11 protein-coding genes are annotated in these 14,307 nt (G+C 71.6%); 3 read left to right on the forward strand and 8 right to left on the reverse strand.

Annotation, left to right across the window (positions count from 1 at the left end; genetic code table 11):
* The first annotated feature begins 35 nt into the window (after window positions 1-35).
* From IF73_RS0116840 to IF73_RS0116850, 3 genes are read left to right on the forward strand one after another with little or no spacing between them, the layout of a single operon-like run.
* Entirely contained in the window at window positions 36-845 is an 810-nt protein-coding gene (locus IF73_RS0116840) for a phosphatase PAP2 family protein (protein WP_199806664.1), read from the forward strand.
* Window positions 788-3,250: an McrB family protein gene (locus tag IF73_RS0116845; RefSeq protein WP_031008562.1), complete on the forward strand. Its 2,463-nt coding sequence runs from the start codon at window positions 788-790 to the stop codon at window positions 3,248-3,250. The genes IF73_RS0116840 and IF73_RS0116845 overlap by 58 nt, the downstream gene beginning before the upstream one ends.
* Window positions 3,240-4,538, forward strand: coding sequence for an McrC family protein (locus tag IF73_RS0116850; RefSeq protein WP_051716874.1), 1,299 nt, complete (start codon window positions 3,240-3,242; stop codon window positions 4,536-4,538). Before IF73_RS0116845 ends, IF73_RS0116850 begins: the two co-directional genes overlap by 11 nt.
* 24 nt (window positions 4,539-4,562) lie before the next feature.
* Here IF73_RS0116850 and IF73_RS0116855 read toward each other — a convergent pair whose 3' ends face one another.
* The 8 genes from IF73_RS0116855 to IF73_RS0116890 form a co-directional block, all read right to left on the reverse strand.
* Window positions 4,563-6,368, reverse strand: coding sequence for a chitinase (locus IF73_RS0116855; RefSeq protein ID WP_031008565.1), 1,806 nt, complete (start codon window positions 6,366-6,368; stop codon window positions 4,563-4,565).
* Between the two features lie 106 nt (window positions 6,369-6,474).
* On the reverse strand, window positions 6,475-6,957 hold the full coding sequence (locus IF73_RS0116860; RefSeq protein ID WP_031008569.1) for a hypothetical protein: 483 nt from the start codon (window positions 6,955-6,957) through the stop codon (window positions 6,475-6,477).
* A gap of 133 nt (window positions 6,958-7,090) precedes the next feature.
* On the reverse strand, window positions 7,091-8,509 hold the full coding sequence (locus tag IF73_RS0116865; RefSeq protein ID WP_031008572.1) for an NAD(P)/FAD-dependent oxidoreductase: 1,419 nt from the start codon (window positions 8,507-8,509) through the stop codon (window positions 7,091-7,093).
* Between the two features lie 36 nt (window positions 8,510-8,545).
* Entirely contained in the window at window positions 8,546-9,340 is a 795-nt protein-coding gene (locus tag IF73_RS0116870) for an ABC transporter permease (RefSeq protein ID WP_030497462.1), read from the reverse strand.
* Complete coding sequence (locus IF73_RS0116875; protein WP_031008574.1) at window positions 9,340-10,269, reverse strand: ABC transporter permease; 930 nt, start codon at window positions 10,267-10,269, stop codon at window positions 9,340-9,342. The genes IF73_RS0116870 and IF73_RS0116875 overlap by 1 nt, the downstream gene beginning before the upstream one ends.
* Window positions 10,266-11,414: an ABC transporter ATP-binding protein gene (locus IF73_RS0116880; protein WP_031008576.1), complete on the reverse strand. Its 1,149-nt coding sequence runs from the start codon at window positions 11,412-11,414 to the stop codon at window positions 10,266-10,268. The genes IF73_RS0116875 and IF73_RS0116880 overlap by 4 nt, the downstream gene beginning before the upstream one ends.
* 41 nt (window positions 11,415-11,455) lie before the next feature.
* Window positions 11,456-12,703 (reverse strand): ABC transporter substrate-binding protein, encoded by a 1,248-nt coding sequence (locus IF73_RS0116885; RefSeq protein ID WP_031008578.1) that lies wholly within the window; start codon window positions 12,701-12,703, stop codon window positions 11,456-11,458.
* Between the two features lie 49 nt (window positions 12,704-12,752).
* Window positions 12,753-14,267, reverse strand: a complete 1,515-nt coding sequence (locus tag IF73_RS0116890) for a gamma-aminobutyraldehyde dehydrogenase (protein WP_031008580.1) — start codon at window positions 14,265-14,267, stop codon at window positions 12,753-12,755.
* Window positions 14,268-14,307 lie beyond the last annotated feature (40 nt).

Consider the following 14,307-nt stretch of genomic DNA (forward strand, 5'->3'; position numbering starts at 1 on the left):
CGGTCCCCCTCTTCGTGCCGTACGGTCTTCCCCAGATGAGAGAAACACCCAGGGCGGAGCCTCCCCAGCCCCGCCCGCACCGTGCCGAAGCGCACACCACCGGAGCCTCGTGCTCCGGGACTCCTCACCGATCGGATGGCCGCCCGCCCCACACCCCCCGGGGCGCGCGGCAGCCCGATCCCCTCGGCCGCCCCGGAACCACCCCCCCTGTTCCAGGGCGGCCGGCTCTCTTCTCGGCGCTCGTCGCCCTCGCCGTCGTGACCTGGCAGGTGCTCGTCCACGGCCCCTTGGCCAGGCTCGACGAGCGGGTGTCCGCGGCCGTGGTGGACACGCTCCCCCGGCGCCTCACCGAACTCGCCTCCGACCTCGGCAATCTGACGGTGGCCCTGCCCGTGCTCGCCGCCGCGATGGCGTACGCGGTCCGGCGCGGCCGCCGCCGGCAGGCGCTCTTCGCCGGTCTCGCCATGGTCTGCGTACCGCTGCTCGTCGTCCCCCTGAAGGAGTGGACGGCCCGCCCCGGACCGCTCGAACCCTGGGCCCACGGCTACTACCCCTCCGGCCACACCGCCACCGCGATGGTCGCCTACTTCGGCGCCGCCCAGCTGGTGTCGCGACGGCTCGTTCCCGTCGCCGCCGTGCTGACGGCGGTGACGGGAACGGGCCTGATCCTGCGGGGCTTCCACTGGCCGCTGGACGTGCTGGCCTCCGTCGCCCTCTGTCTCCCGCTGCTGTGCTGGCCGGTCCTCGCGGCGCGGTACGGTCGGGGCCGGATCCGGGGAGGGGACGCATGGCGGACGGGGAGCGGCGGTACGCCGTCACGATCGACGGACGGGCCTACGAGCTGAGTCCTTCGCCGGGGGAGGTCATCCTCCCGGCACACGGGTTCAAGATCCATCACTCACCGGGCTGCGGGCACCTGACGGACTCCGACAGCCTCCCGCGCCACCCCGACCCGGACGGGCTCCTCTGGCGCCGGCTGCTCGACGCCGAGGACCCGGCCGCGTTCGCCACCTCCTCGGGGCTGCTCAACGGCCGCAACCGGCCCGTCGTCGGCGTCTGCTCCTGCGCGCTGCGTCCGGTCACCGACAGCCACGCCGAGACCCTGCCGTACTGGCCGGTCGACGACGCCCTGCGGGTCTTCGACGCCGAACGGCACCGCGCCGCGGTCGAGGCCGCGGACCGGGACGCCGAGCGGATCCGGACGGAGTTCCCCTGGGAGGACTGGGCCGAACTGCCGCTGGAGCGGTACGCGCTCGGACAGCCGGACAGGCCCGGCCACCAGGTGTACAGCTACCTGCTGGAGTTCGGCAGCAAGGCACTCGGGAGCATCACCGGCGGCACGGCGAAGAAGCACTTCGTCTACCGGCAGAACCACGGAACCTGGTGGTTCGACAAGCGGTACGCCGACGTCGACGAGGCGTGGCGTCAGGTCAGGGCCGGCCTGGTCGCCGCCGTGACCGCGGCCCGTGAGGGCCGGGTCCGGGACATCGACGACATCACCTCGGTCCGCTCCGGGATCATGGTCGTGGCGAAGACCCTGCGGATCTACGCCCCCGACTCCGTGCTTCCCGTCTACTCGGACAGCTTCACCCAGCACTGTCTGAACCGGCTCGCTCCCGGGACGGCGACGGCGAAGCTCCAGCCGTTCGCGCGCAAGGAGCTCCTGAAGTCCCTCGTGGACGAGGATCCCCGGTTCGCCGGCTGGCCGCCGCAGCTCGTCTGGCGCTTCCTCGACTGGTGGGCCCCGGCCCGCCGGACCAGCGCCCGCATCGTACGGATCGGGGTCCCCGGACTCCCGGCGGAGTGGGAGCCGTTCTTCACCGAGGGCTTCGTTCCCGTGGCGGCGGACCGGGTCGGCGACCTGCACTGGTACGCCGACGAGGACGAGTTCACGGCCGCCTTCGACGAGGCGTACGCGGACGCCGGGCCGTCCGGCACCAGGCCGACGGCCCGCGCGGCCGAGCTGTGGAGCCTGCTCGACCTGCGGGACGGCGACCGTGTTCTCGCCACGCGGGGCCGGAGCGAGGTCCTCGGAGTCGGCCGGGTCCACGGCGACGGCTACCTGTGGATCCCTTCGAGCGAGGCGGGGCCGTCAGGCCACGCGGTACAGGTCCTCTGGGACGAGGGTCGCGCGGGCAGGCTGGCCGAACCCGTGGCGGACTGGGGCGACCGCCTCGTCTCGGACGTGCCCGCGGCACTCTGGAACAAGATCTTGAGCCGGCTCCTGGACGTCCGGGCAGCGGGGGCCACGGCCGGTGCCGAGCCGGGCGGCCTCGTCGAGATCCCGCCGCTCGACGCCGCCCTCCAGCGGATCGACGACGCCCTCGAACGCCGGGGGCAGGCCGTGCTGTTCGGGCCGCCCGGCACCGGGAAGACGTACCACGCGCTGCGGTACGCCGTCCGGCGGCTCGGCGAGCTGTCCGCCGATCTGCCGGGCGTCGATCCGCTGGCCGAGCCGGGGACCGCCGCGTTCGCCGCGACGATCGAGGCGCTGACCGAGGCCGGGCGGCTGACCATGGCCACCTTCCACCCGAGCTACGGCTACGAGGACTTCGTGGAGGGGCTGCGCCCCGTCAAGGGCGCGTCCGGCTTCGTCCTGGAGCCGGTGGACGGCGTCTTCAAGCGGGTCTGCGCGACCGCCGCGGCGGACCCGGGCCAGCTCCACCTGCTGGTCGTCGACGAGCTGAACCGGGGCAATCTGCCGAGCATCCTGGGCGAGTCGATCACCGTCCTGGAGAAGGACAAGCGGGGTCTGCCCGTCACGCTGCCGCTCTCGGGGGCACCCTTCCGGGTCCCGCCGAACGTGCGTCTCCTCGGCACGATGAACACCGCCGACCGGTCGATCCGGATGCTGGACTCGGCCATCCGGCGGCGCTTCGCCTTCATCGAACTGCTCCCGGACCCGGGGCCCCTGCGCGGCAGCCAGGTCGACCAGCTGGACCTCGGCGTCTTCCTCGACCGGCTCAACGCGCGCATCCGGACGCGGCTCGACCGGGAGAAGCAGATAGGGCACGCCTTCTTCCTCGCCGGGGGTGTCCCCGTGGCGACCGCCGCGGAGTTCGCCGCGATCGTGCGCGGCGAGATCCTTCCGCTGCTGCAGGAGTACGCGTACGACGACTACGGGCTGCTCGCCGGGTTCCTCGGCGAGGAACTGGTCGACGTCGCGGCCCACACCCTCCGGGACCTCACGGACGAGGACCTCGTCAACCGTCTGTACGAGGAGCTCCAGGTCGGTTCCGGTGGGGAGTGACGGGCCCGTTCCGCTCGAACTGACCGAGTACGCCACCCGGGTCTTCAACGGGGTGCGGCTGACGGAGGCCGACCGGCGGCTGGTGGCCGGTGGCGCCTTCGACGGGCGGCTGCGGCTGCGGGAGCTCCGCGGGGACCGGCTGGAGGTGGCCGCCGCGCAGTACGTGGGGACGGTACGGCTGGAGGCCGCCGAGATCAGGGTGGTCCCGAAGCACCTCGGCGGGGAGCTCGACGTGCTGCGGATGGTCGACCACGCCTGGGGCCGGGTGCGGAACCCGCTGCCGACCGCGCAGGGTCTGGCCGGCGGACGGCCGCACCTGAGGGACCTGGTCTGTCTCATGGTCGTCGAGCACGGCGAGCGGCTGCTGCGGCACGGGGTGCGCCGTGACTACGTGACCACGGAGGACGACCTGCGGGTGGTCCGCGGCCGGCTGCTCCCCGACCGGCAGCTGCTCCACCACCACGGCCGGCTGGACCTGCTGGCCTGCCGGTTCGAGGAGCACGAGGCGGACGTCACCGACAACCGGCTCTGCGCGGCCGCCCTCGCCCTGGCCGCCCGGACGGCGCGCGACGAGGGGGTGCGGGCGCGGGCCCGGCGGGCGGCGGGGCTGTTCGCCCAGCACGCCCCGACGCCGCTCGGCGACGTGCGGGCCGCGCTCGCCGGGCTGACGTACCACCGGCACAACGAGCACTACCGGCCCGCGCACCTGTGGGCGGGCCTGCTCCTGACCGGCGGCGGCCTCGACGGGCTGTTCTCCCCGGGCCCGCTGGTCTCGGGTGCCTTCCTGATCGACATGAACCTCCTCTTCGAGGCCTTCGTGACCCGGCTCCTGGAGGACGGCGCGGAGGGCTCCGGGCTGCGGGTGGAGCGCCAGACCTCGCACTCCTCCGTGCTGTTCGACGAGCGGGCCCGCCACGGCTACGGCACCGTGCGGCCCGACGTGCTGGTGTCGGGCCTGCGGTCCGGGCTCCCCTACCGGCTGCCGGTGGACGTCAAGTACAAGCTCTACGCGGAGAGGAAGGTCTCCCCGGCGGACCTGTACCAGGCGGCGTTCTACGCCCACGCGCTCGGGCGGCGGGCGGACGGGCGGCCCCCGGTCTGCGCCCTGGTCCACCCGGGCCCGGCCGGATCGGGCGGTGGTGACCGGGTGGCGGCGCGGACGCTGGAGGGGGCGGTGACCGCCCGGGTGCGGGCCGTCCCGCTCGATGTGCGGGCGACGCTGGCGGAGTTGGGCGGGCCGGATCCCGGGGCGGTTCCGGCCCGCCTGTTCCGCGAGGTGACGGGGTGACCCGTCACCCCGCGGAAGGCCGGGTCAGCTCCAGTCGTACGCGTCGAAGTTGCGGCTGAACTCCCACTGGTTGTAGCGGTCCCAGTTGATCGACCAGGTCATCAGGCCGCGCAGGGAGGTCCACGTGCCGTGGGGCTGGTAGGTGCCGCAGTTCCGCCTCTTGGTGAGGCAGTCGAGGGCCTTGGTCACCTCGGCGGGGGCGGTGTGGCCGTTGCCCGCCTGGGTGGAGGCGGGGAGGCCGATGGCGACCTGGTCGGGGCGGAGGGCGGGGAAGACGCGGTCGGTGTTGCCGGCGACCGGGAAGCCGGTGAGCAGCATGTCGGTCATGGCGACGTGGAAGTCGGCGCCGCCCATGGAGTGGTACTGGTTGTCCAGGCCCATGACGGGGCCGGAGTTGTAGTCCTGGACGTGGAGCAGGGTGAGGTCGTCGCGCAGGGCGTGGATGACCGGGAGGTAGGCGCCGGCGCGCGGGTCCTGGCCGCCCCAGGGGCCGGAGCCGTAGAACTGGTAGCCGAGCTGGACGAAGAAGGTCTCCGGGGCCATCGTCAGGACGAACTTCGCGCCGTACTTGGCCTTGAGGGTCTTGAGCGCCTGGATCAGGTGGACGATGACCGGGGTGGCGGGGCTGCGGAAGTCGGTGTCGCCGGTCTGGAGCGAGAGCGAGTGGCCCTCGAAGTCGATGTCGAGGCCGTCGAGGCCGTACTCGTCGATGATCTTCGAGACCGAGGTGACGAAGGCGTCGCGGGCGGCGGTGGTGGCGAGCTGGACCTGGCCGTTCTGGCCGCCGATGGAGATGAGGACCTTCTTGCCGGCGGCCTGCTTGGCCTTGATGGCGGCCTTGAAGTCGGCGGGGGACTCGACGTTCGGGCATTCGGTCGCCGGGCAGAGGCTGAAGCGGATGTCGCCGGAGGTGACCGAGGTCGGCTCGCCGAAGGCCAGGTTGATGACGTCCCAGGAGTCCGGCACGTCGGCCATGCGGGTGTAGCCGGAGCCGTTGGCGAAGCTGGCGTGGAGGTAGCCGACGAGGGCGCGGGCGGGGAGCGCGCCGCCGGGGTCGCCGCCGCCTCCGGAGGTCGTGGTCGCGGTCACCGGGGCCGACTTCGGGGACTCGCCGGCGCTGTTCGCGGCGCTGACCTGGAAGGTGTACGCGGTGGAGGCCGTGAGCCCGGTCGCGGTGGCGGTGGTGCCGGTGACCGTCTGGATCCTCGTGGTGCCCCGGTAGACGTGGTACGAGGTGGCGCCGGGGACGGCGGTCCAGCTCAGCGGCACGGAGGTGGCGGTCGGGGAGCCGGCGGTGAGGCCGGTGGGGGCGGCGGGGAGCTGGACCGGGTCGCCGCCGGGGCCGTAGAGGGAGAGGTCGTCGGCCTGGTAGGCGGGGGTGCCGTACCAGCCGTGGGTGTAGACCGTGACCGAGGTGGTGCCGGCGCCGGTGGTGAAGGTGGTGGAGAGCTTCTGCCAGTCGGGGGCGGACTGGGTCCAGGTGGAGGTGTCGGCGGTGCCGGTGCCGGTGACGCCGAGGTAGACGTAGCTGCCGCGGACCCAGCCGCTCAGCGTGTACGCCGAGTTGGGCTTGACCGTGATGGTCTGGGAGCACTTGGCGTTGTCGCTGCCGGCCGGGGTGGCCTGGAGCGCCTTCGTCCCGCTGTGGACGGGAGAGGAGACGACGGCGCCGCTGCCCGCGGTGCAGGTCCAGCCGTCCAGGCCGGCCTCGAAGCCGCCGTTGCGGGCGAGTTCGGAGTCGGCGGCCTGGGCGGCCGGGGTGAGCGCGGCGAGCCCGCCGACGGCGAGCGCGCCCGCCAGCAGCAGGGTGAGAGGTCTGGTGCGGTCCACGACTGCCTCCGGGGGTGGGGGATCGGAGTGGAGCGCGGCACAGCATGGTCCAGACCAATCGAGTGGTCAAGACCTCTGGACGGGACCGGAGTCGGAGGAGGGGATATCAGGAGGCGGCCCCGCCGGGCGTCTGTTCGCGGGCCAGTTCGCCCGCGGCCTCGTGCATGGCGAGTTCGAGCAGCGAGGCGTCGGTGAGCGTGCCCTGCCCGTCCGGCATCACCAGCCAGCGCCCTCCCCCGGTCGCCCGCCCCGGATAGGGGACGGCGATCCAGGTGCCGGACCCGGCGCCGCGGACCCCGGTGCCGAGCCAGCGGGCGGCCGTGCCGGGCGGGACGAAGAAGCCGATCCGGGCGTCGCCGAAGTCGGCGAGGACCGGGCCCGGCCGGTCGACCAGGCGGGTCAGGACGTCGAGGGTGGGGTGGCCGAGCCCGCCCGGCAGGATCAGCACGTCCCAGCGCCGGCCGGCCGGCAGCAGGGCGATCCCGTGCGGGTTGCGCTCCCACTCCCAGCGGCAGGCGTCGGGATCGGGCGCGACCGCGGCCAGCCATTCCACCGCGGCCCTGACGCCGGAGGCCCCCGTAGCTGTCATCGTGCGTACTCCTCTCCATGGGGACGCGCGGAGGTGCGCGTCCACACGGAGAGAGCGCGAGGGTTCCCCGCTCTTACGCGGGTTTCCCTACCCATCGGTTGTGATCTGAATCACATCGAGGGTGGCGGGCGGTTCAGCTGTCGAAGCCGAGGCCCAGCTTGTCCATCGCCTTCAGCCACAGGTTCCGCCGCCCGCCGTTGGCGTCGGCGCGGGCCAGCGACCACTTGGTGATCCCGATGCCGGCCCAGGCGATCGGCTCCGGCGGGAAGGGCAGCGGCTTGGAGCGGACCATGGCCAGCTCGGTGCGCTCGGTGCGCTCCCCGGCGAGCAGGTCGAGCATCACCTCGGCGCCGAAGCGGGTGGCGCCGACGCCGAGCCCGGTGTAGCCCTGCGCGTACGCCACCCTGCCCTGGTGGGCGGTGCCGAAGAAGGCCGAGAAGCGCGAGCAGGTGTCGATCGCGCCGCCCCAGGCGTGGCTGAAGCGGAGCCCCTCCAGCTGCGGGAAGCAGGTGAAGAAGTGCTCGGCCAGCTTGAGGTAGGTCTCCGGGCGGTGGTCCATCTCCGCCTGCACCTTGCCGCCGAAGCGGTAGACGGCGTCGTACCCGCCCCAGAGGATCCGGTTGTCGGCGGTGATCCGGAAGTAGTGGAACTGGTTGGCGGAGTCGCCGAGGCCCTGCCGGTTCCTCCAGCCGACGGAGGCGAGCTGCTCGTCGGTCAGCGGCTCGGTGACCAGCGCGTAGTCGTAGACCGGGACGGTGTACGGGCGCAGCCGCTTGACCAGCGACGGGAAGACGTTGGTGCCGAGGGCGACCCGGCGGGCGGCGACCCGGCCGTACGGGGTGCGCACGGCCATGCCGGCGCCGGCCGACACCAGGTCGAGGCCCGGGGTGTTCTCGAAGATCCGCACGCCGAGGTCGAGGCAGGCCCGCTTGAGGCCCCAGGCGAGCTTCGCCGGGTGGAGCATGGCGACGCCGTCGCGGTCCCACAGACCGCCCCGGAAGGTCGGCGAGTTCACCTCGGCCCGGACGGCGTCCTGGTCGAGGAGAGTGAGGCCGCCGGCGAGGCCGAGCCGCTCGGCCTCCTCGTACCACGCGTGGAGCTCCTCCAGCTGGTACGCCTCGGTGGCCACGTCGATCTCGCCGGTGCGCTCGAACTCGCAGTCCAGGGAGTAGCGGGCGACGGCCGCCTCGATGGCGTCGAGGTTGGCCGCGCCGAGCCGTTCCAGCTTCGGCAGCTCGCCCGGCCAGCGGGAGAGGCCGTTGCCGAAGCCGTGGGTGAGGGAGGCGGCGCAGAAGCCGCCGTTGCGGCCCGAGGCGGCCCAGCCCGCCTCGCGGCCTTCGATCAGCACGACGTCCTGGCCGGGGTCGCGCTCCTTGGCGAGGAGCGCGGTCCACAGTCCGCTGTAGCCGCCGCCGATCACGAGGAGATCGCACTTCTCGGTGCCGGTGAGGGCGGGCAGGGCGCCGGGCTTGCCGGGGTCTTCCAGCCAGAAGGGGACGGGCTGGGCGTCGGAGAGAGATGATGCAGCGAGACGCATGGCGACTGGGGCCATGGTTTCCAACTCCTTCGGTGCCTGGGCTTCCTACGCTCAGGCTGTTGCTGTTTTCCTGCGCCGGTTCGTGATGATCTGTCCGGCCACGACGATCAGTACCGCGAGGGCGAACATCGCGGTGCCGATGACGTTGATCTGAACGGGTGTTCCGCGCTGGGCCGAGCCCCAGACGAACATGGGGAAGGTCACCGTGGAGCCCGCGTTGAAGTTGGTGATGATGAAGTCGTCGAACGAGAGCGCGAAGGCAAGCAGCGCGCCGGCGGCGATGCCGGGCGCGGCGATCGGCAGGGTGACGCGCAGGAAGGTCTGCGCCGGCCCCGCGTAGAGGTCGCGCGCGGCCTCCTCCAGGCGCGGGTCCATGGACATGACCCGGGCCTTGACCGCCGTCACGACGAACGACAGGCAGAACATGATGTGGGCGATGAGGACCGTCCAGAAGCCCAGCTCGATCCCCATGTTGAGGAAGAGGGTGAGCAGCGAGGCGGCCATGACGACCTCGGGCATCGCCATCGGCAGGAAGATCAGCGAGTTGATCGCGCCGCGCGCCCGGAAGCGGTAGCGGACCAGCGCGAAGGCGATCATCGTGCCGAGGACGACGGCGCCGACGGTGGCCCAGGCGGCGAGCTGGAGCGAGAGCGTGAGCGACTCGCACATGTCGGCGACGCCGCAGGGGTCCTTCCAGGCGTCGAGGGAGAACTGCTGCCAGGAGTAGTTGAAGCGCCCGTTCGGCTTGTTGAACGAGAACACCATGACCACGACGTTCGGCAGGATCATGTACGCGAGCGTCAGCAGGCCGGCGATGACGACGAGGTTCTTGCGCAGCCAGGTCATCAGACGAGGTCCTCCGTTCCCGCCTTGCGGATGTAGACGGTGACCATGAGGAGCACGATCGCCATGAGGATGAAGGACAGGGCGGCGGCCGTCGGGTAGTCGAGGACGCGGAGGAACTGCGACTGGATGACGTTGCCGATCATCTTGGTGTCGGTGGAGCCGAGGAGTTCGGCGTTGACGTAGTCGCCGCTCGCCGGGATGAAGGTGAGCAGGGTGCCGGACACGACGCCGGGCATCGACAGCGGGAAGGTCACCTTGCGGAAGGTGGTCGCCGGGGAGGCGTAGAGGTCCTGGGCGGCCTCGTGCAGCCGGCCGTCGATCCGCTCCAGGGAGGTGTAGAGGGGCAGGATCATGAACGGCAGGAAGTTGTACGTGAGGCCGCAGACGACCGCCATCGGGGTGGCGAGCACCCGCTCGCCGTCGGTCCAGCCGAGCCAGCTGGTCACGTCGAGGACGTGCAGCGCGTTGAGCGCGTCCACGACGAGGCTGTCGTCGGCGAGGATCGTCTTCCACGCCAGGGTCCGGATGAGGAAGCTGGTGAAGAAGGGCGCGATCACCAGGACGAGCAGCAGGTTGCGCCAGCGGCCGGCCTTGAAGGCGATGAGGTACGCGAGCGGGTAGCCGAGCAGCAGGCAGAGCAGGGTCGCGGTGCCGGCGTACAGCAGGGAGCGCAGCAGCTGCGGCCAGTACTCGGTGAAGGCGTCCAGGTAGGTCTGGAAGTGCCAGGTGACCTGGAAGCCCTGTTCGAGGGAGCCGGTCTGCACCGAGGTGGACGCCTGGTAGACCAGCGGCAGGGCGAAGAAGACCAGGAGCCAGAGGATGCCGGGGAGCAGCAGCCAGTAGGGGACGAGCCGCTTGCGGGTGGGAGGCTTGCGCAGAACCGGTTCCTCGACCGGCCCCGGCGCCTCCTTCGTCAGGGTCGTGCTCACGCGGCGTCCTCCACCGTCTCCACGCCGGCGTCGATGTCCTGGGCGGCGTCGAGGCCGAAGGTGTGGGCCGGGTTCCAGTGCAGGACGACCTGGGCGCCGGGGACGAGCCGGGAGTCGCGCTCGATGTTCTGCTCGTAGACCTGGAGCTCGGCGCCGGCCGGCGAGTTCACCACGTACTGGGTGGAGACGCCGATGAAGGAGGAGTCGACGATCCGGCCGGTGACCCGGTTGCGGCCGTCGGCGATCGAGCCCGCGTCGTCGGCGTGCGCGAGCGAGATCTTCTCGGGGCGGACGCCGACGAGGAGCTTGCCGCCCTGGCGGACGGCGTCCGTACAGCGGTCGCCGGGGACCCGGAGCTTGCCGCCGCCGGCCGTGACGACGACGTCGGTGCCCGTCTCGACGACCTCGGCCTCGATGAGGTTGGAGGTGCCGAGGAAGTTGGCGACGAAGGTGGTCTGCGGGTTCTCGTACAGGTCGGCGGGGGCGCCGAGCTGCTCGACCCGGCCGCCGTTCATGACCGCGACCTGGTCGGCCATGGTCATGGCCTCCTCCTGGTCGTGGGTGACGTGCACGAAGGTGATGCCGACCTCGGTCTGGATCCGCTTGAGCTCCAGCTGCATCTGGCGGCGCAGCTTGAGGTCGAGGGCGCCGAGCGGCTCGTCGAGGAGGAGCACCTGCGGGTGGTTGATGAGGGCGCGGGCGACGGCGACGCGCTGCTGCTGGCCGCCGGAGAGCTGGTGCGGCTTGTGCTTCGCCTTGTCGCCGAGCTGGACGAGCTCCAGCATCTCGTCGACCTGCTTCTTCACCGACTTGATGCCCCGGCGGCGCAGGCCGAAGGCGATGTTCTCGGAGATGTCCATGTGCGGGAAGAGCGCGTAGGACTGGAAGACGGTGTTGACCGGCCGCTTGTAGGGCGGGAGGTCGGTGACGTCCTTGTCGCCGAGGAAGATCGTGCCGGTGGAGGGGTCCTCCAGGCCGGCGATCATGCGCAGGGTGGTGGTCTTGCCGCAGCCGGAGGCGCCGAGCAGGGCGAAGAAGGAGCCCTGCGGCACGGTGAGGTCGAGCGGGTGGACGGCGGTGAAGGAGCCGTAGGTCTTGCTGATCCCGGTGAGTCGGACGTCGCCGCCGGTGGTCTTGTCAGTCATGGATTGCGGTCCCGGATCTTCGTAAGAGGGTGGACGACGGCTCAGGCGCCGATGAGCTTGGCGAACTTCTCCTCGTACGCCGTCTCCTCGTCGCCGGTCAGCGAGCGGAAGGCGCGGGACTTCTTGGCCATGGCCTTGTCCGGGAGGATCAGGGTGTTGGCCGCGAGCTCGGGGTCGATCTTGGCCAGTTCGTCCTTCACCCCGTCGACGGGACAGACGTAGTTGATGTAGGCGGCGAGCTGGGCCGCGTTGGGAAGCTCGTAGTAGTAGTCGATGAGCTTCTCGGCGTTGGCCTTGTGCCGGGCCTTGGTGGGGACGAGCAGGTTGTCCGTCGACGTGATGTAGCCGGCGTTCGGGATCGTGTACTGGATGTCCGGGTTGTCCGCCTGGAGCTGGATGATGTCGCCGGCCCAGGCGAGACAGGCGGCGATGTCGCCCTTGTCCAGGTCCGAGGTGTAGTCGTTGCCGGTGAAGCGGCGGATCTGCTTCTTGTCGACGGCCTTCTGGAGGCGGCCGATCGCCGCGTCGAAGTCGGCGTCGGTGAAGGTGCCGGGGTCCTTGCCCAGGTCGAGCAGGGTCATGCCGACGGTGTCGCGCATCTCGGTGAGGAAGCCGACCCGGCCCTTGAGCGCGGGGTCGTCGAGGAGCTGGCTGACCGAGTCGACCTTCTTCCCGCCGGTCGCCTTGGTGTTGTAGGCGATGACGGTGGAGATGCCGGTCCACGGGTACGAGTAGGCGCGGCCCGGGTCCCAGTCGGGGCGGCGGAACTGGGCGGAGAGGTTGGCGTAGGCGTTGGGCAGGTTCGCCGGGTCGAGCTTCTGCGCCCAGCCGAGCCGGATGATCCGGGCGGCCAGCCAGTCGGTGACGCAGATCAGGTCGCGGCCGGTGTCCTGGCCGGCCGCGAGCTGCGGCTTGATCTTGCCGAAGAACTCGACGTTGTCGTTGATGTCCTCGGTGTACTTGACCTTGATCCCGGTGCGTTCGGTGAACGCCTCCAGGGTGGGGCGGGACTTCTCGTCCTCGCTGACGTCCATGTACTCGGTCCAGTTGGAGAAGCTGACGCTCTTCTCCTTGGCCGAGAAGTCGGTGGACGCCGGGCCCTGTCCCTCTCGCTTGGCCGGCGGGATGCCGCAGGCCGTCAGGCCGGCCAGGCCGCCGACCGTGAGCGCGCCCACGCCTCCGGCCCGCAGCAGCGAGCGGCGGCTGAGGGCACCACGGCCGCTCGTCATGCTGCGCCGGATCGCCGCCAGCTGGGCGGCGGACAGGCGGTCGGGCTCGTACTGCTCCATGCGCTGTGCCCTTTCGGGATGGTTGCGCCGCTGGTCGGGCGGCTGGTTGCTATCGGTCCCCGAAGATCGTGCGGTGCCAGTCCTTGGCCGCCACCGCCGTGTTGTCGAACATCACGTGCTTGACCTGCGTGTACTCCTCGAAGGAGTAGGAGGACATGTCCTTTCCGTAGCCGGACGCCTTGTATCCGCCGTGCGGCATCTCGCTGATGATCGGGATGTGGTCGTTGACCCAGACGCAGCCGGCCTTGATCTCACGGGTGGCCCTGTTCGCCCGGTAGACGTCGCGGCTCCAGGCGGAGGCGGCGAGGCCGTACGGGGTGTCGTTGGCGAGCCGGATGCCCTCGTCGTCGGTGTCGAAGGGCAGGGCCACCAGGACCGGTCCGAAGATCTCCGACTGCACGACCTCGCTGTCCTGCGCGGCGCCGGTGATCAGGGTGGGCCGATAGTATGCGCCGTTCTCGAGCTCTCCACCAGGGGCTTCGCCTCCGGTGACGACGGTCGCGTAGCCGCGGGCCCGCTCCACGAAGCCGGCCACCCGGTCGCGCTGGACGTGCGAGACCAGCGGGCCGAGGTCGGTGGCCGGGTCGGCGGGGTCGCCGAGCCGGACGGTCTCCATGAGCTCCGCGACCCGGGCGACGAACGCGTCGAAGAGCGGCCGCTGGACGTAGGCGCGGGTGGCGGCGGTGCAGTCCTGGCCGGTGTTGATGAGGGAGGCGGCGACGGCGCCGTGCGCGGCGGCCTCCAGGTCGGCGTCGTCGAAGACGACGAAGGGGGCCTTGCCGCCGAGCTCCAGGTGGAGCCGCTTGACGGTGGCGGTGGCGACCTCGGCGACCCGCTTGCCGACCGGGGTGGAGCCGGTGAAGGAGGTCATGGCGACGTCCGGGTGACCGACGAGGTGCTCGCCCGCCTCGCGGCCGGAGCCGGTGACGATGTTGACGACGCCGTCCGGGATGCCCGCCTCCTTGGCCGCCTGGGCGAACATCAGGGAGGTGAGCGGGGTCAGCTCGGCCGGCTTCAGGACGATGGTGTTGCCGGCCGCGATCGCCGGGAGGATCTTCCAGGCGGCCATCTGGAGCGGGTAGTTCCAGGGGGCGATGGAGCCGACCACGCCGATCGGCTCGCGCCGCACGTACGAGGTGTGGTCGCCGGAGTACTCGCCGGCGGACTGGCCCTGGAGGTGGCGGGCCGCGCCGGCGAAGAAGGCGGTGTTGTCGATGGTCCCGGGCACGTCGAACTCGGTGGTGAGCCGGATCGGCTTGCCGCACTGGAGGGATTCGGCCAGGGCGAAGTCCTCGGCCTGCTCGGCGAGGACCGCGGCGAGGCGGTGCAGGGCGCCGGAGCGCTCCCCCGGGGTGGCGGCCGCCCAGCCGGGGAAGGCCGCCTTCGCGGCGGCCACGGCCTCGTCGACGTCCGCCGTGGAGGCGAGCGCGTAGGTGTAGACGCTCTCGCCGGTGGCGGGGTCGACGACGCTGTGCGTCCTCCCGGAGGTCCCGGGGCGGAGCCGTCCGCCGATGTACTGCGCGCCGCCCGCGAAGCGGTCGGTCACCTGGAAGCGGTTGCCCATGACGCTCTCCGTTGTCCCAGCTCGAATTGAGTGCCGATCC

The organism is Streptomyces sp. NRRL F-5727, assembly GCF_000719555.1.
In the GTDB taxonomy this organism is placed as follows: domain Bacteria; phylum Actinomycetota; class Actinomycetes; order Streptomycetales; family Streptomycetaceae; genus Streptomyces.